This window comes from Streptomyces sp. NPDC034037 (assembly GCF_055575715.1).
In genome coordinates this window covers 804,593-829,883 of sequence record NZ_JBVISC010000001.1, presented here as the reverse complement: position 1 = coordinate 829,883, position 25,291 = coordinate 804,593, and the positions used below count along the sequence as shown (strand labels likewise).

The 25,291-nt window shown below is 72.8% G+C and carries 20 protein-coding genes; 17 read left to right on the top strand and 3 right to left on the bottom strand.

From position 1 onward, the window contains the following. Window positions 1-58: 58 nt before the first annotated feature. Window positions 59-4,177, bottom strand: a complete 4,119-nt coding sequence (locus tag ACZ516_RS03770; protein WP_469008715.1) for a HAMP domain-containing protein — start codon at window positions 4,175-4,177, stop codon at window positions 59-61. Window positions 4,178-4,516: 339 nt separating this feature from the next. Here ACZ516_RS03770 and ACZ516_RS03765 point away from each other — a divergent pair, with 339 nt between their 5' ends. Beyond that, window positions 4,517-6,472 carry a SpoIIE family protein phosphatase gene (locus tag ACZ516_RS03765; protein ID WP_469008304.1) on the top strand — a complete coding sequence of 652 codons (1,956 nt, stop codon included), beginning with the start codon at window positions 4,517-4,519 and terminating at the stop codon, window positions 6,470-6,472. 472 nt (window positions 6,473-6,944) lie between these two features. After that, window positions 6,945-8,177: a radical SAM family heme chaperone HemW gene (gene hemW, locus ACZ516_RS03760; RefSeq protein WP_469008303.1), complete on the top strand. Its 1,233-nt coding sequence runs from the start codon at window positions 6,945-6,947 to the stop codon at window positions 8,175-8,177. A 29-nt stretch (window positions 8,178-8,206) separates the two neighbouring features. Here the strand turns inward: hemW and ACZ516_RS03755 are convergent, their stop codons facing one another. Both ACZ516_RS03755 and ACZ516_RS03750 read right to left on the bottom strand, forming a co-directional pair. Further along, a complete protein-coding gene (locus ACZ516_RS03755; RefSeq protein WP_469008302.1) occupies window positions 8,207-9,085 on the bottom strand; it encodes a DUF3097 domain-containing protein in 879 nt (292 codons plus the stop codon). Between the two features lie 35 nt (window positions 9,086-9,120). After that, on the bottom strand, window positions 9,121-9,861 hold the full coding sequence (locus ACZ516_RS03750; RefSeq protein WP_467464718.1) for an MBL fold metallo-hydrolase: 741 nt from the start codon (window positions 9,859-9,861) through the stop codon (window positions 9,121-9,123). 233 nt (window positions 9,862-10,094) lie between these two features. Here ACZ516_RS03750 and hrcA point away from each other — a divergent pair, with 233 nt between their 5' ends. From hrcA to ACZ516_RS03675, 15 genes are all read left to right on the top strand, one after another. Then, complete coding sequence (hrcA, locus tag ACZ516_RS03745) at window positions 10,095-11,111, top strand: heat-inducible transcriptional repressor HrcA (protein WP_358585998.1); 1,017 nt, start codon at window positions 10,095-10,097, stop codon at window positions 11,109-11,111. Next, window positions 11,112-12,248, top strand: coding sequence for a molecular chaperone DnaJ (gene dnaJ / locus ACZ516_RS03740; protein WP_358585996.1), 1,137 nt, complete (start codon window positions 11,112-11,114; stop codon window positions 12,246-12,248). Between the two features lie 334 nt (window positions 12,249-12,582). After that, window positions 12,583-13,665, top strand: a complete 1,083-nt coding sequence (locus ACZ516_RS03735) for a nitronate monooxygenase (protein ID WP_469008300.1) — start codon at window positions 12,583-12,585, stop codon at window positions 13,663-13,665. Then, entirely contained in the window at window positions 13,662-14,402 is a 741-nt protein-coding gene (locus ACZ516_RS03730; RefSeq protein WP_358585992.1) for a 16S rRNA (uracil(1498)-N(3))-methyltransferase, read from the top strand. The genes ACZ516_RS03735 and ACZ516_RS03730 overlap by 4 nt, the downstream gene beginning before the upstream one ends. An 81-nt stretch (window positions 14,403-14,483) precedes the next feature. After that, on the top strand, window positions 14,484-15,068 hold the full coding sequence (locus ACZ516_RS03725) for a hypothetical protein (RefSeq protein WP_469008299.1): 585 nt from the start codon (window positions 14,484-14,486) through the stop codon (window positions 15,066-15,068). A 263-nt stretch (window positions 15,069-15,331) separates the two neighbouring features. Continuing rightward, window positions 15,332-15,685 carry a histidine triad nucleotide-binding protein gene (locus tag ACZ516_RS03720; RefSeq protein WP_358585989.1) on the top strand — a complete coding sequence of 118 codons (354 nt, stop codon included), beginning with the start codon at window positions 15,332-15,334 and terminating at the stop codon, window positions 15,683-15,685. A 15-nt stretch (window positions 15,686-15,700) separates the two neighbouring features. Next, window positions 15,701-16,606 carry a ribonuclease Z gene (locus ACZ516_RS03715; protein WP_361075563.1) on the top strand — a complete coding sequence of 302 codons (906 nt, stop codon included), beginning with the start codon at window positions 15,701-15,703 and terminating at the stop codon, window positions 16,604-16,606. Window positions 16,607-16,649: 43 nt separating this feature from the next. Continuing rightward, window positions 16,650-17,651: an adenosine deaminase gene (locus tag ACZ516_RS03710; RefSeq protein WP_361075560.1), complete on the top strand. Its 1,002-nt coding sequence runs from the start codon at window positions 16,650-16,652 to the stop codon at window positions 17,649-17,651. 364 nt (window positions 17,652-18,015) lie between these two features. Next, complete coding sequence (locus tag ACZ516_RS03705) at window positions 18,016-18,201, top strand: hypothetical protein (RefSeq protein WP_469008297.1); 186 nt, start codon at window positions 18,016-18,018, stop codon at window positions 18,199-18,201. 11 nt (window positions 18,202-18,212) lie between these two features. Beyond that, window positions 18,213-19,517, top strand: coding sequence for a glucarate dehydratase family protein (locus tag ACZ516_RS03700; RefSeq protein WP_469008296.1), 1,305 nt, complete (start codon window positions 18,213-18,215; stop codon window positions 19,515-19,517). Between the two features lie 64 nt (window positions 19,518-19,581). Then, entirely contained in the window at window positions 19,582-20,685 is a 1,104-nt protein-coding gene (locus ACZ516_RS03695) for a carbohydrate kinase family protein (RefSeq protein WP_358585981.1), read from the top strand. A gap of 188 nt (window positions 20,686-20,873) precedes the next feature. Continuing rightward, window positions 20,874-22,961 (top strand): PhoH family protein, encoded by a 2,088-nt coding sequence (locus tag ACZ516_RS03690; protein WP_469008294.1) that lies wholly within the window; start codon window positions 20,874-20,876, stop codon window positions 22,959-22,961. Between the two features lie 12 nt (window positions 22,962-22,973). Beyond that, complete coding sequence (gene ybeY, locus ACZ516_RS03685; RefSeq protein WP_358585977.1) at window positions 22,974-23,471, top strand: rRNA maturation RNase YbeY; 498 nt, start codon at window positions 22,974-22,976, stop codon at window positions 23,469-23,471. Between the two features lie 4 nt (window positions 23,472-23,475). Next, window positions 23,476-24,780, top strand: a complete 1,305-nt coding sequence (locus ACZ516_RS03680; RefSeq protein ID WP_358585975.1) for a hemolysin family protein — start codon at window positions 23,476-23,478, stop codon at window positions 24,778-24,780. Beyond that, window positions 24,777-25,133, top strand: coding sequence for an MmcQ/YjbR family DNA-binding protein (locus ACZ516_RS03675; protein WP_469008292.1), 357 nt, complete (start codon window positions 24,777-24,779; stop codon window positions 25,131-25,133). The genes ACZ516_RS03680 and ACZ516_RS03675 overlap by 4 nt, the downstream gene beginning before the upstream one ends. The last annotated feature ends 158 nt before the right edge of the window (window positions 25,134-25,291 follow it).

The window sequence follows — 25,291 nt, the reverse complement described above, 5'->3', positions numbered from 1 at the left end:
CGCCCGTCTCGCGGTCCGGGAACCCGGAAAGCCGGCGCCGCGCACCGGCCGAGGGGCCTCAATCGGCGGCCGGCGGCACGGCTCGCTCTCCTCGGGCGCCGGCCTGCTCCGGCAGGACGGGCGCCGCGTCGGCCGGCGCGGGCCGGCCGTCGGGCGCCGCGTCCCCGGGGTCGAGCAGGGCGCAGACGACGCCGAGGAGCTGGTCCACGTCCACGGGCTTGGGCACGTACTCGGTGGCGCCCCGGGAGATGGCCTTCTCGCGGTCGCCCGGCATGGCCTTGGCGGTGAGGGCGACGATGGGCAGGCCCTGCCAGCGGGGGCTGCGGCGGATGGCGGCCATGGTCTCGTAGCCGTCGAGCTCCGGCATCATGATGTCCATCAGGACGAGGTCGACGTCCGGGTTGCGCTCCAGGGTCTCGATGCCCTCGCGGCCGTTCTCCGCGTACAGGACGGGCATGCCGACGCGGCTGAGCACATGGGTCAGCGCGAAGACGTTGCGGATGTCGTCGTCGACGATGAGCACCTTGCGGCCCGGCAGCAGGCGCCCCGCGCTCCCCGCCTTCCACTCCTCCAGCTTGGTCGGGGTGGGCCAGCCGTCGGGTTCGGGGTCGGGAGCGGTGTGCGGCCGCGGCGCGGCGGGTTCCCGCTGCTCGGGCGGCTGCTGGGCGCACGCGGCGGCGTAGGCGACGGCGGCCGCGCCGTGGCCCGGGTGCACCACCGGCACGTACAGCGAGAAGGTGGAGCCCTGGCCGGGGCGGCTCTCGGCGGTGATGCGGCCGCCGAGCAGGCCCGCGATCTCGCGGCTGATGGACAGGCCGAGGCCGGTGCCGCCGTACTTGCGGTTGGTGGTGCCGTCGGCCTGCTGGAACGCCTCGAAGATCGCCGGCAGCTGCTCGGCCGGGATGCCGATGCCGGTGTCGCTGACGGCGAAGCAGAGCACGTCGTCGCCGGCGTGGGACGCCCCCTCGCCCGCGCTGTCCCCGGCTCCGGCACGGTCGTCCCGGACGCGGCTGACCCGCAGTTCGACGCGGCCGCCCGCGGTGAACTTGACCGCGTTCGACAGGAGGTTGCGCAGGATCTGCTGGAGGCGCTGCTCGTCGGAGAACATCTCGGGCGGCACGTCCTCGTCGACCACCACCTCGAAGGCCAGACCCCGGTCGAGGGTGAGCGGGCGGAACGTGGCGTGGACGTAGTCGAGGACCTTGATCAGCGGCAGCCTCTTCGGGCGTACGTCCATCCGGCCCGCCTCGATCTTCGACAGGTCCAGGATGTCGTTGATGAGCTGGAGGAGGTCCGAGCCCGAGCGGTGGATCGTCGCCGCGAACTGCACCTCCTGGTCGGAGAGGTGGTCGTCGGGGTTGTCGGAGAGCAGCCGGGCCAGGATCAGCAGGGAGTTGAGCGGCGTGCGCAGCTCGTGCGACATGTTCGCGAGGAACTCCGACTTGTACTGGGAGCTGGTGGCGAGCAGCGCCGCCTTCTCCTCCAGCTCGGCGTTCGAGCGGCGCAGCTCCGCCTGCTGGCGCTGGAGTTCGTCCGAGCGCTCCTGGAGCTGGGTGGCCAGGCGCTGCGACTGGCCGAGCAGTGACTCCGTACGGGAGTTGGCGATGATGGTGTTGATCGCGACGCCGATGGTGTTCACGAACTGGTCGAAGAAGGCCAGGTGGACGTCGGAGAAGCGGGAGAACGTCGCCAGCTCGATCACGCCGAGCAGCTTGTCCTCGAAGAGGATCGGGATGATCACGACGGTGGCGGGGGCGGCGTCCCCGAGCCCCGAGTGGATCTTGATGTAGTCCGGCGGCACCTCCTCGACCAGGATGCGCTTCTTCTCCTGGGCCGCCTGGCGCACCAGCCCCTGCGCGGGCATCCCGCCGGTGTCCACCACCGCGTCCTGCGCCGCGCCGTACCCCGCGATGAAGGCGAGGCCCTTCGCGGTGACCTGCGTGGGCGCCGGGGACTCGGCGGCGTCCGGGTCGGCCAGGAAGAAGGCGCCGTACTGGGCGTTCACCAGCGGGGTCAGCTCGCGCAGGATCAGGTCGGCGACCTCCATCAGGTCGCGGTGGCCCTGCATCAGGCCGGCGAGGCGGGCGAGGTTGGACTCCAGCCAGTCCTTGGCGCGGGTGGTCTCCCGGAGGTTGGAGACCATGAGGTTGATGTTGTCCTTCAGCTCGGAGACCTCGCCGCGCGTCTCGACGGTGATGGCCCGGGTCATGTCGCCCTGGGCGACGGCGGAGGCGACCTCGGCGATGGCGCGGACCTGGGTGGTGAGGTTCAGCGCCAGCTCGTTCACGTTCGTCGTCAGGCGCTTCCAGGTGCCGTAGACGCCCTCGACGCGCGCCTGGCCGCCCAGCTGGCCCTCGGAGCCGACCTCGCGGGCCACCCGGGTGACCTCCGAGGAGAAGGAGGACAGCGTGTCCACCATGGTGTTGATGGTGGTCTTCAGCTCCAGGATCTCGCCGCGCGCGTCCACGTCGATCTTCTTGGACAGGTCGCCCTGCGCCACGGCGGTCGCGACCTGCGCGATGTTGCGGACCTGGCCGGTGAGGTTGTCCGCCATGTAGTTGACGTTGTCGGTGAGGTCCTTCCAGACCCCCGACACCCCGAGCACCTGCGCGCGGCCCCCCAGCCTGCCGTCCGTGCCGACCTCGCGGGCCACCCGCGTCACCTCGTCGGCGAAGGCGCGCAGCTGCTCCACCATGGTGTTGACGGTGTCCTTCAGCTCCAGGATCTCCCCGCGCGCCGACACCGTGATCATCTTCGACAGGTCGCCGTTGGCGACGGCGGTGGTGACCTGGGCGATGTTGCGGACCTGCGAGGTGAGGTTCGACGCCATGAAGTTGACGTTGTCGGTGAGGTCCTTCCATACGCCGGACACGCCCCGCACCTGGGCCTGACCGCCCAGATTGCCCTCGGTGCCGACCTCGCGGGCGACGCGGGTGACCTCGTCCGCGAAGGCGGAGAGCTGGTCCACCATCGTGTTGATCGTCGACTTCAGCTCCAGGATCTCCCCCTTCGCCTCCACCGTGATCTTCTTGCCGAGGTCGCCCTGGGCGACGGCCGTCGACACCAGCGCGATGTTGCGCACCTGCGAAGTGAGGTTGTCGGCCATGAAGTTGACGTTGTCCGTGAGGTCCTTCCATACGCCGGACACGCCCCGCACCTGGGCCCGGCCGCCCAGATTGCCCTCGGTGCCGACCTCGCGGGCGACGCGGGTGACCTCGTCCGCGAAGGCGGAGAGTTGGTCGACCATCGTGTTCACCGTCGACTTCAGCTCCAGGATCTCGCCCCGGGCGTCGACGGTGATCTTCTGGCTCAGGTCGCCGTTGGCGACGGCGGTGGTGACCTGGGCGATGTTGCGGACCTGTGAAGTGAGGTTCGACGCCATGAAGTTGACGTTGTCGGTCAGGTCCTTCCACACACCGGACACGCCGCGCACCTGGGCCCGGCCGCCCAACTGGCCCTCCGTGCCCACCTCGCGGGCCACCCGCGTCACCTCGGCGGCGAAGGCGGACAGCTGCTCGACCATGGTGTTCACGGTCAGCTTCAGCTCCAGCAGCTCGCCGGTCGCCTCCACCGTCACCGTACGCGTCAGGTCGCCCTGCGCCACCGCCGTGGTCACCAGGGCGATGTCCCGCACCTGCGCGGTGAGCCGCGCCGCCATCGTGTTCACGGCCTCGGTGACATCGCGCCAACTCCCCGAGAGGCCGCGCACCTTGGCGCGCCCGCCGAGCCGCCCCTCGGTGCCGACCTCACGGGCGACCCGCGTCACCTCGCCGGTGAACAGGGAGAGCTGGTCGACCATCGTGTTGACGGCGCGGCCGAGCCCGCGCAGGTCGCCCCGCAGCTCCCGGCTGCCGTCGTGCAGATCGACGCGCTGGGTCAGGTCGCCGCCCGCCACGGCGTTCAGCACCCGGGTGGCGTTGGCGGCCGGGGCGACCAGCGCGTCGAGCAGGGAGTTCACCTCCTGGACCCGGCCCGCCCACCTGCCCTGCCCGGGGCTCGGGTCGAACCGCTCGCCCAGGCGGCCGTGCCGGATGATCTCCCGGCGTACGCGGACCAGTTCGGCGTCGAAGTGGAGCGAGCGGTCGAGCAGTTCGTTGAAGACCGCGTACAGCTCGGCGGTGATGCCCTCGCCGACGGGGGCGACCTTGGTGAAGGCCCCGTCCCGCGCGGCCCGCAGGGCGGCGAGGAGCGGGCGCAGTTCGGCGGCACCGGCGGCACCGCCGACCCCTGAGTATCCGGCGGGGGCAGCGGTGTCGGCGGCCCCGAAGTCCCCGGAGCCCCCGGCGGTGGTCGCGGTCACGGTGGCGGTCTCCAGGGCGGGCTCGGCCGTCGCGGGCGCGGGGGAGGTGGCAGCGGGTGCCGACGCCGCGATCCGGCCGGAGGCGGGCCCGGGCATAGCACGGTTGTCACTCATGGCGGCCCACTTCGGTAACTCGGTGCTTATGGGCGCGGCCAGTCTGTCACCCTGGCGGTGTCGCCTGAGGCGTAATCACCCGAACTGCTCAGGAGCGCAACCGTGGGGTCCATTCCGATGCAACGGGAGACCGAATTCGGTGCTTCCGCCGAGAATCAGGCCCGCCCCGGACCACCGGCGGTGGTGCGCACCTCCCTGCCCGGAAACCCCCTGGCACCCGCCGCCGCCCGCCGGTTCGTGCGCGCGGCGCTCGCCGACTGGACCGAGCTGGGGGTGCCCGCGGCCGCCGGGATCACCGTACGCCTCACCGACGACGCGGTGCTGCTGGTCAGCGAGCTGGTGACGAACGCCGTCGTGCACGCGGGCACCGCCGTCGAACTGCTGTGCCGTCTCGACGGCGCCGTGCCCGGCGAGGACCCCGAGACCCTCGTCATCGAGGTCTCCGACCACCACCCCTCCCGCGCGCTGCGCAGCGAGCAGGGACCGCCGCCGCCCGGCACCCCCGAGTACGGCCGAGGCCTGCAACTGGTCGCCACGCTCTCGGAGTCCTGGGGCATCACCTACCGCACGGGCACCAAGACCGTCTGGGCGCGGCTGCCCGTCCAGGGGGCCGGTGCGGGGCACGAGAGCGAGTCGTACGCCGGTGAGCAGGCGGCGCTGGGCGGCCTGCGCACCGACGAGATCCTCGCGCCCCTGCCCAAGCGGGTCACGCACGACACGGAGTGGGTGGGCCGCGGCGCGCTCAGCTTCCTCGCCGAGGCGTCCGACCTGCTGGCCGGGCAGTTCGACGAGGACCTGGTGGCCGCGCTCGCGGGACAATTGCTCGTCCCGCGCCTCGCCGACTGGTGCGCGATCTGGCTGGAGGACGCCTCGGAGGGCCCGGGCCGCGCGGCCACCGGGGCGCCGGGCGCGCGGCTCGCCCGCGTCTGGCACACCAGCGAGCACCGCATAGAGGAACTGCGCCGCGTCCTGGAGAAGGACCCGCCCCAGCTGCCCGAGGCGACCGGCTCGGGCGCGTTCCCGGTGCGCTGGCCGGGCGAGGCGCTGGGCGGCGAGCCGTTCGGCACGGCGCTCGGGTACCGCCTGATCGCGGGCGGCCGGGCGCTCGGCACACTGGTGATCGGCCGGGCGGGATTCGCCCCGCCCGCGGCCGTGCACCGCGCACGGGCCGGGGACGTCCCCTTCCCCGACGAAGTCACCGGCCTGGTCGAGGACTTCAGCCGGCGCGTCGCGCTCGCCGTCAGCACGGCCCGCCGCTACCAGCGGCAGGCCAACATCAGCCAGATCCTCCAGCGGGGCCTGTTGCCCAGCAAGGTCGCGCAGATCCCCGGCGTGCAGAGCGGCCTGGTGTACGAGCCACGGGACAAGGGCGGGCCCGGCGGCGACTTCTACGACGTGTTCCAGGCGGGCGAGGGGCGCTGGTGCTTCGCCCTCGGCGACGTCCAGGGCAAGGGGCCCGAGGCCGCCGTCGTCATCGGCCTCGCCCGGCCCTGGCTGCGGCTGCTCGCCCGCGAGGGCTACCAGGTCGCCGAGGTCCTCGACCGCCTCAACCAGCTGCTCCTCGACGACGCGACCGAGGCGGCGGACGCGGCGGCCGCCGTCGTCGCCGTCGCGGGTGGCCAGGGCGTGTCGCCCGACGGCCCCACCTCGCGCTTCCTCTCCCTCCTCTACGGCGAGCTGGTCCCCTACGAGGGCGGCGTGCGCTGCACCATCGCGTGCGCCGGGCACCCGCTGCCGCTGCTGCTCTCCCCCTCGGGACAGGTGCGGGCGGCGGCCTCCCCGCAGATGCTGCTCGGCGTCATCGACGACGAGACGTACACCAGCGAGAGCTTCGAGCTGCGCACCGGCGACACCCTCCTGTGCGTCACCGACGGGGTGACCGAGCGGCGCTCCGGACGCTCCCAGCTCGACGACGGCGACGGCCTCGCCCAGGCCCTCGCGGACTGCGCGGGACTCGACGCGGGGCTGGTAGCGGAGTGGATCCGACAACTCGTGCACGAGTTCTCGGAGCGGCCCCCGGACGACGACGTGGCACTGCTGGTGCTCCGGGCGAACTAGACCGGGCCGGGTGGATGGGCGGGGCGGACGGGCCGGGTGGAGGGCCGGTGCACGGAGCAGGCCGGGCGGGTGGGTCGGGCGGATGGATCAAGGCGGACGAGCCGGTGGACGGGCCGGACGGATGGGCCCGGGTGGATGGGCCGGTGCACGGAGCAGGCGGGTGGACGGGCCGGGTGGAGGGAGCAGGCGGACGAGCCGGCGGACGGACCAAGGCGGACGAGCCGGCGGACGGACCAAGGCGGACGAGCCGGTGGACGGGCCGGTGCACAGAGCAGGCGGGTGGACGAGCCGGGTGGATGGGCCGGGCGGATGGATCAAGGCGGACGAGCCGGTGGACGGACCAGGCGGACGGGCTGGTGCACGGAGCAGGCCGGGTGGACGGGCCGGTGCACGGAGCAGGCGGGCCGGGCGGTGGGGTGGGTCGGTGCGGAGGGGCGCCGGGTGTGGTCCGGCGGTGCGGGACAATCGACGTATGCCTTCCGCACTGCCCGATGGTGAGCCCATGCCCGAGGACGGGGCGCTGCCCGCGTCCGCCCTGGACGGCGCGGCCTCCCGCCCTCTCGGCTTCTACCTGCACGTTCCGTACTGCGCCACGCGCTGCGGCTACTGCGACTTCAACACCTACACCGCGACCGAGCTGCGCGGCTCCGGCGGTGTGCTCGCCTCGCGCGACAACTACGCCGACACCCTGACCGACGAGGTGCGCCTCGCGCGGAAGGTCCTCGGCGACGACCCCCGCCCGGTGCGCACCGTCTTCGTCGGCGGCGGTACGCCGACGCTGCTCGCCGCCCGTGACCTCGTACGGATGCTCGCCGCCGTACGGGACGAGTTCGGGCTCGCGGACGACGCGGAGATCACCACCGAGGCGAACCCGGAGTCGGTCGACGCGGCCTACCTGGCGGAGCTGCGGGAGGGCGGCTTCAACCGGGTCTCGTTCGGCATGCAGAGCGCGCGGCAGCACGTGCTGAAGGTGCTCGACCGCACGCATACGCCCGGGCGGCCCGAGGCGTGCGTCGCCGAGGCGCGGGCGGCCGGCTTCGAGCACGTCAACCTCGACCTGATCTACGGCACGCCGGGGGAGAGCGACGACGACTGGCGGGCCACGCTGGACGCGGCGCTGGGCGCCGGACCCGACCACATCAGCGCCTACGCCCTGATCGTGGAGGAGGGCACGCAGCTGGCCCGGCGCATCCGGCGCGGGGAGGTGCCGATGACGGACGACGACGTCCACGCCGACCGGTACCTGATCGCCGACGAGGCGCTGAGCGGCGCCGGCTTCGCGTGGTACGAGGTGTCCAACTGGGCCACCTCCGAGGCGGGGCGGTGCCTGCACAACGAGCTGTACTGGCGGGGCGCCGACTGGTGGGGGGCCGGGCCGGGGGCGCACAGCCACGCCGGGGGCGTGCGGTGGTGGAACGTGAAGCACCCGGGGGCGTACGCCGCCGCGCTCGCCGCGGGCAGGTCGCCCGGGGCGGGGCGCGAGGTGCTCTCCGCCGAGGACCGGCGGGTCGAGCGGATCCTGCTTGAGCTGCGGCTGCGCGAGGGCTGCCCGCTCTCGCTGCTGCGGGAGGCCGGTCTGGCGGTATCGCGCAAGGCACTGGCCGAGGGACTGCTGGAGGCCCGCCCCTACGCGGACGGGCGGGCCGTCCTCACGCTCCGGGGCCGGCTCCTGGCGGACGCGGTGGTGCGGGACCTGGTCGACTGAGGGGAGCCGTCCCGGCGGCGGAGCCGCCCTCAGGGCAGCGTGACGAAGTCGATCAGCTCCTCCACCCGGCCGAGGAGCGCCGGCTCCAGGTCCTTGTAGCTGCGCACCGAGCCCAGGATCCGCTGCCAGGCCGCACCCGTGTTCGGCGGCCACCCCAGCGCCTCGCACACGCCCGTCTTCCAGTCCCGCCCCCGCGGGACCCGCGGCCACGCCTCGATGCCCACCGAGGCCGGTCTCACCGCCTCCCACACGTCGATGTAGGGGTGGCCCACCACCAGCGCGTGCTCGCCGGTCACCCGTGCCGCGATGCGGGACTCCTTGGACCCGGGGACGAGGTGGTCCACCAGGACGCCGAGGCGCGCGTCGGGGCCGGGGGAGAAACCGGCGACGATCGCGGGGAGGTCGTCGATGCCCTCCAGGTACTCCACGACGACGCCCTCCACGCGCAGGTCGTCGCCCCAGACCCGCTCGACCAGTTCCGCGTCGTGCCGGCCCTCGACGTAGATGCGCCCGGCGCGGGCGACCCTGGCCCGCGCCCCGGGCACGGCCACCGAGCCGGACGCGGTGCGCGCGGGGCGTACGGGAGCGGCGGCCGCAGCCGAGGCGGGGCGGACCAGCGTGACCGTCCTGCCCTCCAGGAGGAAGCCCCGCGGCTCCATCGGGAAGACGCGGTGCTTGCCGAAGCGGTCCTCCAGCGTCACCGTCGGCCCCTGCGCCGTCTTCTCGCAGCGGATCACCGCCCCGCAGAACCCGGTGCCCACCTCCTCCACCACGAGGCCGGCGTCCGCCGCCACCTCGGGAACGGCCTTCGGCTTCTTCCAGGGAGGCGTCAGGTCGGGAGAGTACAGGCGGCGCTGCGGGCCCGTGGGGCCCTCGGCGGGGTGGCGGCGGGAGACGGGTGGGCGCATTTTCCCGACGATAGGAAGAGAGCGCGGACGGACCGCTACGACACGCCGAATCGGGCCGCCAGTGTGGCGCGCTGCGCACGGACAAAAGCGGCATCCACCACCGCACCGTGCCCCGGCACGTACCGCGCGTCCTCGCCGCCCAGCGCGAGCAGCCGGTCCAGCGCCGCCGGCCACCGCCCCGGCACCGCGTCCGGCCCCGCCTGCGGTTGGCCCGACTCCTCGACGAGGTCGCCGCAGAAGACGACCTCCCGCCCGCCGTCCGCCGCGGGCACCAGGACCGCCAGGTCGTGCCCCGAGTGCCCGGGGCCGACGTTGGCGAGCAGGACCTGGCGCCCGCCGAGGTCCAGCGTCCACTCGCCGCACACCAGGTGGTGCGGACGGACCAGGAGGTCGGCGGCCTCCGCCGCGGCCTCGGGGTCCACGCCGTGCCGCACCGCGTCCGCGCGCAGCTCCTCGCGGCCCTCGGCGAGGACCGTCTCGATGCCGACCGCGCCGTACACCTCCACGCCCGCGAACGCCGCCGCCCCGAGGACGTGGTCGAAATGGGGGTGCGTCAACGCGAGATGCGTCACGCGCCGCCCGCCGCCGAGGAGCTCCCTCGCCCGCGTCCGCAGCGCCGCGCCCTCGGCCAGGCTCGACCCCGCCTCGATCATCAGGGCCGCGTCGGCACCGACGACGAGCCCCGCCGTGCAGTCCCACACCGGCAGGCGGCACCGCCCCACACCAGGTGCGAGCCGTTCCCAGCCCGCCGCTTCCCATGCCGGCTCCACATCCATACGGTGACGCTAGCCGGTGCGCGGCCCCTCGGCAGCCTCCGACGAACCCCCGACGAACGTCCGGCGGACCCCCGGCGGACCCCCGGCGGGCCCCCGGCGGACCAAGGTGGGGTCCGGCCTTGCCGGGCCCGTACCCCACGGCCGTACACTGAGCCTTTGACAAGCTGGCACTCACCCGCGTTGAGTGCCAGAGCGGGGAACACCGCGACGGATGACGGCTGGAGGTGTGCGCGATGCTCAGTGAACGCAGGCTCGAAGTGCTGCGCGCCATCGTCCACGACTATGTCGGGACGGAGGAGCCCGTCGGCTCCAAGGCGCTCACCGAGCGGCACAGTCTCGGCGTCTCCCCGGCCACGGTGCGCAACGACATGGCGGCGCTGGAGGAGGAAGGGTTCATCGCCCAGCCCCACACCAGCGCCGGGCGCATCCCGACCGACAAGGGCTACCGGCTCTTCGTCGACAAGCTCGCCGGCGTCAAGCCGATGACCGCCCCCGAGCGCCGCGCCATCCAGAACTTCCTCGACGGCGCCGTCGACCTCGACGACGTCGTGGGGCGTACGGTGCGGCTGCTCGCGCAGCTGACCCGGCAGGTCGCCGTGGTGCAGTACCCCTCGCTGACGCGCTCGACCGTGCGTCACGTGGAGCTGCTCTCGCTCGCGCCGGCGCGCCTGATGCTCGTACTGATCACCGACACCGGCCGGGTCGAGCAGCGCATGATCGACTGCCCGGCGCCCTTCGGGGAGACGTCGGTGGCCGATCTGCGGGCCCGGCTCAACAGCCGGGTCGCGGGGCGCCGCTTCGCGGACGTGCCGCAGCTGGTGCAGGACCTGCCCGAGGCATTCGAGACCGAGGACCGCGGCACGGTCGCCACGGTCCTCTCCACCCTCCTCGAAACGCTGGTCGAGGAGACCGAGGAACGGCTGATGATCGGCGGAACCGCCAATCTCACCCGCTTCGGACACGACTTCCCCCTCACGATCCGGCCGGTGCTCGAAGCCCTTGAGGAGCAGGTCGTGCTCCTCAAGCTGCTCGGCGAGGCCACGGATTCGGGCATGACCGTACGGATCGGTCATGAGAACGCCCATGAGGGCCTCAGCTCCACCTCCGTGGTCTCGGTCGGCTACGGTTCGGGCAGCGAGGCAGTCGCGAAACTAGGCGTGGTCGGACCGACCCGCATGGACTATCCGGGAACGATGGGAGCAGTACGCGCAGTGGCACGTTACGTCGGACAGATCCTGGCGGAGTCGTAAGTGGCCACGGACTACTACGCCGTACTCGGCGTGCGCCGCGACGCTTCCCAGGACGAGATCAAGAAGGCCTTCCGGAGGCTGGCGCGTGAGCTTCACCCGGATGTGAATCCGGACCCGAAGACTCAGGAGCGCTTCAAGGAGATCAACGCCGCCTACGAGGTGTTGTCGGACCCGCAGAAGAAGCAGGTCTACGACCTCGGCGGCGACCCGCTGTCCCAAGCGGGCGGCGGGGGCGCGGGCGGCTTCGGCGCCGGTGGCTTCGGCAACTTCTCCGACATCATGGACGCGTTCTTCGGGACGGCGTCGCAGCGCGGGCCGCGCTCGCGCACGCGCCGTGGCCAGGACGCCATGATCCGGCTGGAGATCGACCTCGACGAGGCCGCCTTCGGCACCACCAAGGACATCCAGGTCGACACGGCGGTCGTCTGCACGAGCTGCAGCGGCGAGGGTGCCGCGCCGGGGACGTCCGCCCAGACCTGTGACATGTGCCGCGGTCGCGGCGAGGTGTCGCAGGTCACGCGGTCCTTCCTCGGGCAGGTCATGACCTCGCGCCCGTGTCCGCAGTGCCAGGGCTTCGGGACCGTCGTGCCGACGCCCTGCCCGGAGTGCGCCGGGGACGGCCGCATCCGGTCGCGGCGGACGCTGACCGTCAAGATCCCCGCAGGTGTCGACAACGGCACGCGGATCCAGCTCGCGGGCGAGGGCGAGGTCGGCCCCGGCGGCGGCCCCGCCGGCGACCTCTACGTCGAGATCCATGAGCTGCCGCACGCCGTCTTCCAGCGGCGCGGCGACGACCTGCACTGCACGGTCACCATCCCGATGACCGCGGCGGCCCTCGGCACGAAGGTGCCGCTGGAGACGCTGGACGGCGTGGAGGAGATCGACATCCGGCCGGGCACGCAGTCCGGCCAGTCGGTGCCGCTGCACGGGCGCGGTGTCACGCATCTGCGGGGCGGCGGGCGCGGTGACCTCATCGTGCACGTCGAGGTCCTCACGCCGACGAAGCTCGACGCCGAGCAGGAGCGGGTGCTGCGGGAACTCTCCCAGCTGCGTGGCGAGGAGCGGCCCACCGGGCAGTTCCAGCCGGGGCAGCAGGGGTTGTTCTCGCGGCTGAAGGACGCGTTCAACGGGCGGTAGCGCCTGGAGCTGGGTCACTGTGTCCCCGGGTGGTTGTTCCGTGCCCGGGGGCGCCCTGCTTTTCCCGTGCGGGTCGGCTTTTGGTTGCTCGCGCCCCGCGGCGGAGCCGCACGTGTCACAGCCCCGCGCCCCTGATGGGACTTCCCGTGCGGGTTGTGGGTGGTTGCTCGCGCCGTTCCCCGCGCCCCTTACGGGGTTGCTCGCGCCGTTCCTCGTGCCCCTTACGGGGTTCTCGCTTCCCGTGGCGGAGCCCGCGTGTGGCGGGCTCGTGGCCCTTGCGGGGGGCTGTGGGGTGGCGTTCGGTGGGGTGGGTGGGGCATGGCACGATGCTTGTATGTCCTCCGTGCTGACCGAGCTCTGCCGCCATCCGATCGTGCAGGCCCCCATGGCGGGCGGTGCGTCCTGTCCGCGGCTGGCCGCGGCCGTCTCCGAGGCCGGGGGGCTGGGATTCCTCGCCGCCGGGTACAAGACCGCCGACGGGATGTATGAGGAGATCAAGCAGGTCCGGGGGCTGACCTCGCGGCCCTTCGGCGTCAACCTCTTCATGCCGCAGCCCGACACCGCCGACGCCGCCGCGGTCGACGTCTACCGCAGCCAGCTCGCCGGCGAGGCCACCTGGTACGACACCCCGCTCGGCGACCCCGACAGCGGGCGCGACGACGGCTACGACGCCAAGCTCGCCATCCTCCTCGACGACCCCGTGCCGCTCGTCTCCTTCACCTTCGGCTGCCCCACCCGCGACGTCCTGGACTCCTTCGCCCGCGTCGGCACCCTCACCGTCGTCACCGTCACCACGCCCGAGGAGGCGCAGGCCGCCCAGTGGGCCGGCGCCGACGCGGTCTGCGTCCAGGGCGTCGAGGCGGGCGGCCACCAGGGCACCCACCGCGACGACCCCGAGGCCGACGGCGCCGGGATCGGGCTGCTCTCCCTCGTCACGCAGGTCCGCGAGACCGTGCAGATCCCCCTCGTCGCGACCGGCGGCCTGATGCGCGGCGCGCAGATCGCCGCGGTGCTCGCGGCGGGCGCCGACGCGGCGCAGCTCGGCACGGCGTTCCTGGTCACCCCGGAGTCGGGCGCCAACATGCTGCACAAGCAGGCCATGACCAACCCGCTCTTCCTGCGGACCGAGCTGACCCGGGCGTTCTCCGGGCGGCCCGCCCGCGGCCTCGTCAACCGCTTCATGCGCGAGCACGGCCCGTACGCGCCCGCCGCCTACCCCGAGGTGCACCACCTGACCAGCGGCCTGCGCAAGGCCGCCGCGAAGGCCGGGGACGCCCAGGGCATGGCCCTGTGGGCCGGACAGGGCCACCGCCTCGCCCGGGAGCTGCCCGCCGGGCAGCTCGTGGAGGTCCTCGCGGCCGAGCTGGCCGAGGCGAGGGACGCGGCGGCCCGCGAGGACCGGGACGGCACGCCGTGACCGCCCCCGTCTTCGTCGTCGAGCACTTCGACGCGCGCGCCGACGGACACTACGTGCTCGAAGGACCCGAGGGGCGGCACGCGGTCTCCGTGAAGCGGCTGCGCGCCGGCGAGGACGTCGTCCTGACCGACGGCGCGGGCCGCTGGGCGCACTGCGTGGTCCTGGACACCGAGGGCAAGGACCGGCTCGTCGTACGGATGGACGCGGTCACCGAGGAGCCCGAGGAGTCGCCCCGCATCACCGTCGTCCAGGCGCTGCCCAAGGGCGACCGCGGGGAACTGGCCGTCGAGACCATGACGGAGACCGGCGTCGACGCCGTCGTGCCGTGGGCCGCCTCGCGCTGCATCACGCAGTGGAAGGGCGAGCGCGGCCTCAAGGCGCTGGCCAAGTGGCGGGCCACCGCCCGCGAGGCGGGCAAGCAGTCGCGCCGCGCCCGCTTCCCCGAGGTGGCCGACGCCGCCTCCACCAAGCAGGTCGCCGCCCTCCTCGCGGACGCCGACTTCGCGGCCGTCCTGCACGAGGAGGGCAGCGAGCCGCTGGCCACCGCCGAACTCCCGGCGAGCGGCCGGATCGTGCTCGTCGTCGGACCCGAAGGGGGCGTCTCCCCGGACGAGTTGGCGGCCTTCGCCGAGGCCGGCGCGAAGCCGTACCGTCTCGGCCGCAGCGTGCTGCGCACCTCGACCGCGGGGACGGCGGCGACGGCGCTGCTCCTGGGCCGCACCGGCCGCTGGTCCTGACGGGCCCGCCCTCGCCGGGCCGCCGGCACATGGCCGCATGCGGTCTACCGCACCGCCGCCCGAAGTGGCACTCTGCCGCCCATGGGGGCATTGAGGCGGTTACGGCAACGGAACGCAGGGAAACGGCGTACCCCGATCCTGTACGCCCTCTGGCTCGCGGGCGCCGCCGCGCTCGGCGTCACGGCGTGCGACCCCGTGGCCGGCGGCCTGAACACCTCGGCGGTCTCGCTCACCGTCGACCAGCTGGGCACGAAGCAGCTGGAGCGCCGGCATCTGGACGTGGCGTGGCTGAGCTGCACCGCCCGTTACCGGGACCGGGTGACCCCCAAGAGCGGCGCCCCGACGCCCGAGGCCGTGGTCGAGGTGGACTGCCGGGGCGAGTCCGACGACGGCAAGGACATCACCGTCGAGGGCACCGTGCGCGCCGTCGTCAACGGCAGATGCGTACGGGGGGACCTCACCGCGAAGGTCGACGGCAAGCAGTGGTTCCGCGTCGACGTCCTCGGCAACTGCGGGGCCGGCGGCGGCGCGTCCTCCCCGCCGCCCGGCTCGCAGCCGCCGCCCGCCCACGACGAGCCGGAGCCCGGCCCCACGACCACCGTCACGGTGACCGTCACTCCGCACCCGCGGCCGACCCCCACCTGCGACTGCGTCCCGGGAAAATGACCCGGTGACCCGGCCGGCCCCCGGACGGTGGTGACCACCCCCAGGCGGTGGGCCACGACTCGCGGTTGGCCGAGGCGGTACGGAGCGTGCTCGCCGCGCCGCGGGAGAACCCGGCCGAGGTGGCGCCGGACCTCCCCGGGGCGCCGTGGCCCCGCCCGCGCCCGCGCGCGAGGGGGTGTGTTCCCCTGGTGCCGCGCCCCCTCGTGACGCGGAGGGATAGCATTCCGTGCGTACGGATCACTGCTGACGAGGAGGCCGGACCCATGGCGGGTGAAGCGCGAAGCGACTGCCTGTTCTGCAAGATCGCCGCGGGGGAGGTGCCGGCGACCGTGGTGCGCGAGACCGAGACGACCGTCGCCTTCCGCGACATCAACCCGCAGGCGCCCACGCACGTCCTGGTGATCCCCAAGGCGCACCACCCCGACGCCGCGTCGCTGGCCGCCGCCGAGCCGCAGATCGCCGCCGACGTGCTGCGGGAAGCCGAGGCGATCGCCGCGGCGGAGGGCCTGGACAGCTACCGCACCGTCTTCAACACCGGTACGGGCGCCGGACAGACGGTCTTCCACGCCCACGCCCACATCATGGGCGGCCGCGGCCTCCAGTGGCCCCCCGGATAGCGGGGCCGGCTCCTCTTGTCGTCACGTGAACTGGTGGTGCTCGGCACCGCCAGCCAGGTCCCGACCCGGCACCGCAACCACAACGGCTACGTCCTGCTCTGGGACGGCCAGGGCATCCTCTTCGACCCCGGCGAGGGCACGCAGCGGCAGCTGCTGCGCGCCGGGGTCGCCGCCCATGACCTGCACCGGATCTGCGTGACGCACTTCCACGGCGACCACTCCCTGGGCCTCGCCGGAGTGATCCAGCGCATCAACCTCGACCGGGTCCCGCACCCCGTCACCGCCCACTACCCGGCCTCCGGGCAGCGCTTCTTCGACCGGCTGCGGTACGCGACCGCCTACCGCGAGACCGTCTCGCTCACCGAGGCCCCGGTCACCGCCGACGGGCCGCTGGCCACCGGCCCCTCCTACACCCTCGACGCGGTGCGGCTCTCCCATCCCGTCGAGTCGTACGGCTACCGCCTCGTCGAGCCGGACGGGCGCCGCATGCTGCCCCGCCTGCTCGCCGAGCGCGGCATCCAGGGACCCGACGTCGGGCGGCTCCAGAGGCAGGGCAGCCTCGGCGGTGTCACGCTGGAAGAGGTCAGCGAGGCGCGGCGCGGGCAGCGCTTCGCCTTCGTGATGGACACCCGGCTCTGCGACGGCGTCCACGCGCTCGCCGAGGGCTGCGACATGCTGGTCATCGAGTCGACGTTCCTGGACGAGGACGTACGACTGGCCACCGACCACGGGCACCTGACCGCGGGTCAGGCCGCCCGGGTGGCCCTCGACGCGGGCGTGCGCCATCTCGTGCTGACGCATTTCAGCCAGCGCTACCCCGACCCGGACGTCTACGCACAGCAGGCCCGCGCCGCCGGTTTCACGGGCGAACTCACCATCGCCCGCGACCTGTCCCGCGTCCCCCTGCCCAAACGCACCTGAGCCCACCCCCCCCCCACAGCACAGAACTGAGCGAGACCGCACCATGCCGATCCCCAAGGCCGAACTCCACCTCCACATCGAAGGCACCCTCGAACCCGAGCTGGCCTTCGAACTCGCCGCGCGCAACGACGTCGACCTGCCCTACGCCGACACCGAGGAACTGCGCAAGGCCTACCTCTTCGACGACCTCCAGTCCTTCCTCGACCTCTACTACGGCCTGATGGCCGTGCTGCGCACCGAGGCCGACTTCGAGCAGCTCGCGGACGCCTACCTCACCCGCGCCGCCGCCCAGGGCGTGCGCCACGCGGAGATCTTCTTCGACCCGCAGGCCCACATGAAGCGCGGCGTCCCCCTCGCCACCGTCGTCGAGGGCCTGAGCCGCGCGCTGGAGCGCAGCGAGGAGCGGCACGGCGTCTCCACGCGGCTCATCATGTGCTTCCTGCGCGACGAGTCCGCCGAGTCCGCGATGGAGACGCTGGAGGCGGCCAGGCCCCACCTCGGCCGGATCATCGGCGTCGGCCTCGACTCGGCCGAGGTCGGCCACCCGCCGGTCAAGTTCAAGGAGGTGTACGAGGCCGCCGCCGCCCTCGGCCTGCGGCTCGTCGCCCACGCCGGCGAGGAGGGCCCGCCCGCGTACATCACCGAGGCCCTGGACGTGCTGCGCGTCGAGCGCGTCGACCACGGGCTGCGCTGCATGGAGGACCCGGAGCTGGTCGAGCGTCTGGTCCGCGAGCGCGTGCCGCTCACGCTCTGCCCGCTCTCCAACGTCCGGCTGCGCGCCATCGACACGCTGGAGGAGCACCCGCTGGCGCGGATGCTGGACGCCGGGCTGATGTGCACGCTCAACTCCGACGACCCGGCCTACTTCGGCGGGTACGTCGACGACACCTTCCACGCCGTGCGCGAGGCCCTCGGCATCGACCAGGAGCGGCTGCGCACCCTGGCGCGGAACTCCTTCGAGGCGGCCTTCCTGGACCGCGACGCGGCGGACGAGGCCCTGCGGGCGCGCTACCTCGCCGAGGTCGAGGCCTACGCGTTCGACTGACCGCGCACCCCGGGCCCGCCCGGGACCGTCGTACACGTGGTTCCGCCTCGTGGGGGAGAGGGGATGGCCCCGCGGGGCGATGTGGGCGTGCGCCCCCGCGACGAGCATGGCTCGCATGCTGACAGCGAAGGTATTGCCCGGTGTGCCCCGCTGGGCCCGGCGCGCCGCCGTGGGCGCCGCCTGGACCAATGTGCCCTCGGCGCTCTGGCGGTCGGCCATCGCCGTGGGCGTCCCCGTGGGGCTCGCCCCCGCCGAGTACGAGCAGATGGGGGCGCCCGGCCTCACTGGCCCTCGTCGGCCTCAGCCTGGTCTCCGAGGTCCTCGCCTTCCTCACCCTGGGACTGGTGCGGAGCTGGGGCGAGGTGTGGCCGCCTCGCTCCACGCGGACCTGGACGCCACCACCTGGGGCATCTGGCTGCTCAACGTCGTCTACGCGCCGTTGCTCCTCTGGGGCCCCCTGCTGGGCGCGGTCACCGTGCACTACTACCGGCGCCGGACGGCCGCCTCCCCGGGCACCGCACCATTGACGGCCAACCGTTCGCATACCTAGTCTCCGTTCTCATGTATGGACAGAGTCTGGTCATCACGGACGTCCGCCTCACACCGGTCCTCGTCGCCGATCCGCCGCTGCTCAACACCCAGGGCGTCCATCAGCCCTACACCCCCCGCCTCGTCGTCGAAGTGGTCACGGCGGGCGGGGAGACCGGCGTCGGGGAGACGTACGGCGACACGAAGTATCTGGAGATCGCGCGGCCGCTCGCCGCCCGGCTGGTCGGCACGGACGTCTCGGACGTGAACCGGCTGTTCACACTCGCGGACGACACGGCCGTGAACGCCGCACGGGTGGAGGACGCGGTGGACGTCGGCGGGCTGCGCGGCGTGCAGAGCGCCGACAAGCTGCGCCTGTCCGTCGTCTCCGGCTTCGAGGTGGCCTGCCTGGACGCGCTCGGCAAGGCGCTCGGGCTGCCGGTGCACGCCCTGCTCGGCGGCAAGGTGCGCGACACCGTGGAGTACAGCGCGTACCTCTTCTACAAGTGGGCCGAACATCCCCCGGGCCGCGCGAGCGAGCCCGACGACGGCTGGGGCGCCGCCCTCGACCCGGCCGGCATCGTCGCCCAGGCCCGCCTCTTCGCCGAGCGCCACGGCTTCAGCTCCTTCAAGCTCAAGGGTGGCGTTTTCCCGCCGGACGAGGAGATCGCCGCGATCCGCGCCCTCGCCGAGGCCTTCCCGGGCAGGCCGCTGCGCCTGGACCCCAACGGCGCCTGGTCGGTGGAGACTTCGCTGCGGGTCGCCGCCGAACTCGCCGACGTACTCGAATACCTGGAGGACCCCGCGCTCGGCACCCCCGCCATGGCCCGGGTCGCGGCGGGCACCTCGGTGCCGCTCGCCACGAACATGTGCGTGACGACCTTCGCGGAGATACCGCGGGCCTTCACCGAGGACGCCGTGCAGGTGGTGCTCTGCGACCACCACTACTGGGGCGGCCTGCGGCGCACCCGCGAACTGGCCGCGGTCTGCCGGACGTTCGATGTCGCCGTCTCCATGCACTCCAACACGCACCTGGGCATCAGCCTCGCCGCGATGACACACGTGGCGGCGACCGTGCCCGACCTCCACCACGCCTGCGACTCGCACTACCCCTGGCAGGCCGAGGACGTGCTGCGCGAGCGGCTGCCGTTCGTGGCCGGCCGGATCGCCGTCACCGACCGCCCCGGACTCGGCGTCGAACTCGACCGGGACAAGCTCGCCGCCCTGCACGCGCGCTGGCTGGACGAGGACTTCCGCGCCCTGCGGGAGCGGGACGACACCGCCGCGATGCGGGTCGCGGACCCCGCCTGGACGACCCCTGCCGTGCCGCGCTGGTAGCGCCGGGCGACGCGACGATCACAGAACCCGGGACCTCGGGCGCCTCGTCCGTTACGTTGCCTGCATGGTCGTATCCATAGAGCCCACCGTCGACCCGCTGAAGGCGTCCCGCAGAGCCGGCGATCCGGCCTGCGACGTCTACCTCACCGGCACGGTCTTCCTCGACATCATCTTCACCGGCCTCGACTCCGCGCCGGTGCGCGGCACCGAGTCCTGGGCGCGCGGCATGGGGTCGAGCCCCGGCGGCGTCGCCAACATGGCGACCGCGCTCGCCCGGCTCGGTCTGCACACCTCCCTGGCCGCCGCCTTCGGCGACGACCACTACGGGGAGTACTGCTGGGACGCGCTCGAAGGGGGCGAGGGCATCGACCTCACCTCGTCGCGCACCGTCGCCGGCTGGCACACCCCGGTGACCGTCTCCATGGCGTACGAGGGCGAGCGGACCATGGTCAGCCACGGCCACGAGCCGCCGCCGGACGCCGACGCCCCGGACGGCGGCGCCCCCTCCTGCCCGCCCCGGGCCAGGGCCGCCGTCGCCTCGCTGACCCCCGGCACCCCCGCCCCCTGGATCGCCCGCGCCGCCGCCACCGGCACCCGGATCTTCGCCGACGTCGGCTGGGACGACACCGGACGCTGGGACCTCGCCACCCTCCCCGACCTGCGGCACTGCGAGGCGTTCCTGCCCAACGCGGAAGAGGCGATGCGGTACACGCGCACCTCGTGCCCCCGGGCCGCCGCACGGGCGCTGACCGAGCACGTGCCGCTGGCCGTGGTGACCCTCGGCGCGGAGGGCGCCTACGCGGTGGACCGGCGGACCGGGGAGACGGCGGAGGTGCCCGCGATCGAGGTGGAGGCGCTGGACCCGACCGGGGCGGGTGACGTCTTCGTGGCGGGCTTCGTCACCGGGACCCTCGCCGGCTGGCCGCTGGCCGACCGGCTGGCCTTCGCGGGCCTCACGGCGGCGCTCTCCGTGCAGGAGTTCGGCGGGTCTCTGTCCGCGCCCGGCTGGGCGGAGGTCGGCGCCTGGTGGCGGCGGGTGAGCGAGTTCGACGAGCAGGACCCGGTGGCGCTGCGCCGCTACAGCTTCCTGGAAACCCTGCTCCCGGCCCAGAGCCGCCCCTGGCCCCTACGCCGAGCGGTCCCGACGATCGGCTTCAGGCAGGCGTAGGGGGGAAGAGGGTTTCGGCAAGGACTGGACCCGGGGCAAACGGGCGGGTGGGTGGGAAAGCATCCGCCGCGCAGCGGCGGCACGAAATCCCCTACGGCACAGCGGCAGCGCCGTCGTACCCTGGAACCGCAAGGCCACGCGGCCCCCGCCCCGCACGAGGAGGATGAGCAGGCCTTCAGAGCCGGCCCATGACGCAGACACCCATCACTCCCCCCGCAGGCCAGGACGAGGCGCGAGCCCACTTCACGGTCCCGGCGAAGCATCCCATGGTGACCGTCCTCGGTTCCGGCGACGCTCTCCTGCGGGTGATCGAGAAGGCCTTCCCGGCGGCCGACATCCATGTCCGGGGCAATGAGATCAGCGCCGTGGGCACGGCCCGCGAAGTCGCCCTCATCCAGCGCTTGTTCGACCAGATGATGCTGGTGCTCCGCACCGGTCAGCCGATGACGGAGGACGCAGTGGAACGCTCGATCGCCATGCTGAGGGCGGACGAGAACGGCGGCGGCGACCAGGAGACCCCCGCCGAGGTCCTCACGCAGAACATCCTCTCCTCCCGCGGCCGCACCATCCGCCCCAAGACGCTGAACCAGAAGCGGTACGTCGACGCGATCGACAAGCACACCATCGTCTTCGGCATCGGCCCCGCCGGCACGGGCAAGACCTACCTCGCCATGGCCAAGGCCGTGCAGGCCCTGCAGTCCAAGCAGGTCAACCGCATCATCCTGACCCGCCCCGCGGTCGAGGCCGGCGAGCGCCTGGGCTTCCTGCCCGGCACCCTGTACGAGAAGATCGACCCGTACCTGCGCCCGCTCTACGACGCGCTGCACGACATGCTCGACCCCGACTCGATCCCGCGCCTGATGGCGGCGGGCACCATCGAGGTGGCCCCCCTCGCCTACATGCGGGGCCGTGCGCAGCCTCGCTTCACCAACGTCCTGACCCCGGATGGCTGGCGTCCCATCGGTGACCTGCGGGTCGGCGACCTCGTCATCGGTTCCAACGGTGAGCCGACTCCGGTTCTCGGTGTCTATCCGCAGGGCGAGAAGGACATCTACCGCGTTACCGCTCAGGACGGCTCGTGGACGCTGTGCTGCGGTGAGCATCTGTGGACGGTCAGGACGGCCTCGGACAAGCGCCGTGACAAGCCGTGGCGCGTCCTGGAGACCCGGGACATGATCGGCAACCTGCGAGCGGCGCACGCCCGCCGGTACGAGCTGCCGATGCTCACCGCACCCGTGGCGTTCCCCGAGCGCACGGTCCCCATGGATCCGTACGCGCTCGGCCTGCTTCTCGGTGACGGTTGCCTGACCGGCTCCACCACTCCGTCGTTCGCCACCGAGGACCACGAGCTCGCCCAGGCCCTGGAGGCGGCGCTTCCGGGAGTCACCGTCCGGCACAAGAGCGGCCCGGATTACGTGTTGAACAGGGTGAAGTCGCCTGGTGACGTGGTCACTCTGGAGAACCCGGTCACCCGCATCCTGCGTGAACTGGACCTTGTCGGCAGTCGTTCTTGTTCCAAGTTCGTGCCGGACGACTACCGGTACAACACCGCGGAAGTCCGTCTCGCGGTGCTGCAGGGCCTGCTCGACTCGGACGGCGGCCCGGTTGCCCAGACCGACCGCACCTGCCGTGTCCAGTACTCGACCACGTCGATCGTGCTGCGGGACGACGTGATCGCGCTGGTCCAGTCCCTCGGCGGCGTCGCCTACACCCGACGCCGCCCGGCTGAGGGCCGCGAGCAGGGCTCCGCGCTGGCCGCCCATCGGCGTGACGCGCACGTGGTCGACATCCGCCTCCCGGAAGGCATCGAGCCATTCCGCCTCACCCGCAAGCGCGACAAGTATCACGCGGCCGGCGGCGGCGGGCGTCCGATGCGCTTCATCGACAGCATCGAGCCCGCAGGCCGGGAGGAGGCCGTCTGTATCCAGGTGGCCGCCGAGGACTCGCTGTACGTCACGCAGGATTACCTGCTGACGCACAACACCTTGAATGACGCCTTCATCATCCTCGACGAGGCGCAGAACACCAGCGCCGAGCAGATGAAGATGTTCCTGACCCGGCTCGGCTTCGACTCGAAGATCGTCATCACCGGTGACGTCACCCAGGTCGACCTGCCCGGCGGCACCAAGAGCGGTCTGCGCGAGGTCCAGCAGATCCTGGAGGGCGTGGAGGACATCCACTTCTCCCGGCTCACGTCCCACGATGTCGTCCGGCACAAGCTGGTCGGCCGTATCGTCGACGCGTACGAGCAGCACGACAGCCGCGACGGGAAGTAGACCAGCACCACCATGTCGATCGACGTCAACAACGAATCCGGAACCGAGGTCGACGAGCAGGCGATCCTCGACATCGCCCGCTACGCCCTCGCGCGGATGCGCATCCACCCGCTCTCCGAGCTGTCGGTGATCGTCGTGGACACCGACGCCATGGAGCAGCTGCACATCCAGTGGATGGACCTGCCGGGGCCCACGGACGTCATGTCCTTCCCCATGGACGAGCTGCGGCCGCCCATGAAGGACGACGACGAGCCCCCGCAGGGCCTCCTCGGCGACATCGTGCTCTGCCCCGAGGTCGCCGTGCGGCAGGGCAAGGAGGCGCCGACGCAGCACTCCATGGACGAGGAGCTCCAGCTCCTGACCGTCCACGGCGTGCTGCACCTGCTCGGGTACGACCACGAGGAGCCCGACGAGAAGGCCGAGATGTTCGGCCTGCAGGCCGCCATCGTCGACGGCTGGCGTGCCGAGAAGGGCCTCACCGGTCCCTCCCCGGCGCCCACCGTCTCGTAGCGCCATGAGCTTCCAGCTGATCGCCGGGGCCGTCGCCCTGGTCGTCGTGGCATGGCTCGCGGCCTGCGCCGAGGCGGGCATCGCCCGCGTCTCCAGCTTCCGCGCGGACGAGGCGGTGCGCTCCGGGCGCCGGGGCAGCGCGAAACTCGCGCAGGTCGCCGCCGACCCCACCCGCTACCTCAACGTGGCGCTGCTCGTGCGGGTGGCGTGCGAGATGGCCGCCTCGGCCCTCGTGACGTACGCCTGCCTGCAGGAGTTCACCGCGACCTGGGAGGCCCTGGCGGTCGCCATCGGGGTGATGGTCCTCGTCAGCTATGTGGCCGTCGGCGTCTCGCCGCGCACCATCGGCCGCCAGCACCCGATGAACACCGCGACCGCGGCGGCGTACGTCCTGCTGCCGCTGGCCCGGATCATGGGCCCGATCCCGCCCCTGCTCATCCTCATCGGCAACGCCCTCACCCCCGGCAAGGGCTTCAGGCGCGGCCCGTTCGCCTCCGAGGCCGAGCTGCGCGCGATGGTCGACCTCGCCGAGAAGGAGTCCCTGATCGAGGACGAGGAGCGCCGCATGGTGCACTCCGTCTTCGAGCTGGGCGACACCCTGGTGCGCGAGGTGATGGTGCCCCGCACCGACCTGGTCGCCATCGAGCGCTTCAAGACGATCCGCCAGGCCCTCACCCTCGCGCTGCGCTCCGGTTTCTCGCGCATACCCGTGACGGGGGAGAGTGAGGACGACATCGTCGGCATGGTGTATCTGAAGGACCTGGCCCGCAAGACGCACATCAACCGCGACAGCGAGTCCGAGCTGGTGTCGACCGCGATGCGCCCGGCGACCTTCGTGCCGGACACGAAGAACGCGGGCGACCTGCTGCGCGAGATGCAGCAGGAGCGCAACCACGTGGCCGTGGTCATCGACGAGTACGGCGGCACGGCCGGCATCGTGACCATCGAGGACATCCTGGAGGAGATCGTCGGCGAGATCACCGACGAGTACGACCGCGAGCTGCCGCCCGTGGAGGAGCTGGCCGACGGCTGCTACCGCGTGACGGCCCGCCTCGACATCGGCGACCTCGGGGAGCTGTTCGGCCTCGACGCGTTCGACGACGAGGACGTGGAGACGGTCGGCGGCCTGCTCGCCAAGCAGCTGGGCCGCGTGCCGATCGCGGGCGCGTCGGCGGTCGTGCCGCTGCCGGACGGCCGGGAGCTGACCCTCACCGCGGAGTCGGCGGCCGGCCGCCGCAACAAGATCGTCACGGTGCTCGTGGAGCCGGTCGAGCCCGCGGGCGCGACCGAGGAGGAGGAAGCCGGATGACGCCCGAGGAACTGCGCTCGTTCTGCCTGTCCTTCAACGACGCGGTGGAGGACTTCCCGTTCACGCCGGAGACCTCGGTCTTCAAGGTGGCGGGGAAGATGTTCGCGCTCTCGGCCCTCGCCGGGAGCCCGCTGACCGTCAACCTCAAGTGCGATCCGGACATGGCGGTGCAGCTGCGGGCCGCACACTCCGAGATCGTCCCCGGCTGGCACATGAACAAGCGCCACTGGAACACCGTCACGGTCGACGGCGCCCTCCCGGACCAGCAGCTCAGGGAGCTGATCGAGGACTCGTACGACCTGGTGGTCGCGGGCCTGCCCCGAGCACAACGACTGCGCCTAGACCGCCCCTGAGCGACTGCTGGTACGCGGGCGCACTCTCCCGCTCCGGGCTGCCCGGCAAAGGACCTCGGAGTGGAATGGTCCGTGCGATGGTGTGGGCGCCGGCTCCCGCCGCCGTGCCCCGCCGCGCGCCGCACGGGGCGACGGCCCGCCGCTGAGCGGCGGGCCGT

What these genes read in the sequence shown, in the direction of transcription:
- hemW (WP_469008303.1), top strand. Translation starts at nt 6,945, where the DNA reads ATGCCTTCCGCACTGCCCGATGGTGAGCCCATGCCCGAGGACGGGGCG.
- ACZ516_RS03755 (WP_469008302.1), bottom strand. Translation starts at nt 9,085, where the DNA reads ATGCGCCCACCCGTCTCCCGCCGCCACCCCGCCGAGGGCCCCACGGGC.
- ACZ516_RS03750 (WP_467464718.1), bottom strand. Translation starts at nt 9,861, where the DNA reads ATGGATGTGGAGCCGGCATGGGAAGCGGCGGGCTGGGAACGGCTCGCA.
- hrcA (WP_358585998.1), top strand. Translation starts at nt 10,095, where the DNA reads ATGCTCAGTGAACGCAGGCTCGAAGTGCTGCGCGCCATCGTCCACGAC.
- ACZ516_RS03735 (WP_469008300.1), top strand. Translation starts at nt 12,583, where the DNA reads ATGTCCTCCGTGCTGACCGAGCTCTGCCGCCATCCGATCGTGCAGGCC.
- ACZ516_RS03725 (WP_469008299.1), top strand. Translation starts at nt 14,484, where the DNA reads ATGGGGGCATTGAGGCGGTTACGGCAACGGAACGCAGGGAAACGGCGT.
- ACZ516_RS03720 (WP_358585989.1), top strand. Translation starts at nt 15,332, where the DNA reads ATGGCGGGTGAAGCGCGAAGCGACTGCCTGTTCTGCAAGATCGCCGCG.
- ACZ516_RS03710 (WP_361075560.1), top strand. Translation starts at nt 16,650, where the DNA reads ATGCCGATCCCCAAGGCCGAACTCCACCTCCACATCGAAGGCACCCTC.
- ACZ516_RS03700 (WP_469008296.1), top strand. Translation starts at nt 18,213, where the DNA reads ATGTATGGACAGAGTCTGGTCATCACGGACGTCCGCCTCACACCGGTC.
- ACZ516_RS03695 (WP_358585981.1), top strand. Translation starts at nt 19,582, where the DNA reads ATGGTCGTATCCATAGAGCCCACCGTCGACCCGCTGAAGGCGTCCCGC.
- ACZ516_RS03690 (WP_469008294.1), top strand. Translation starts at nt 20,874, where the DNA reads ATGACGCAGACACCCATCACTCCCCCCGCAGGCCAGGACGAGGCGCGA.
- ybeY (WP_358585977.1), top strand. Translation starts at nt 22,974, where the DNA reads ATGTCGATCGACGTCAACAACGAATCCGGAACCGAGGTCGACGAGCAG.
- ACZ516_RS03680 (WP_358585975.1), top strand. Translation starts at nt 23,476, where the DNA reads ATGAGCTTCCAGCTGATCGCCGGGGCCGTCGCCCTGGTCGTCGTGGCA.
- ACZ516_RS03675 (WP_469008292.1), top strand. Translation starts at nt 24,777, where the DNA reads ATGACGCCCGAGGAACTGCGCTCGTTCTGCCTGTCCTTCAACGACGCG.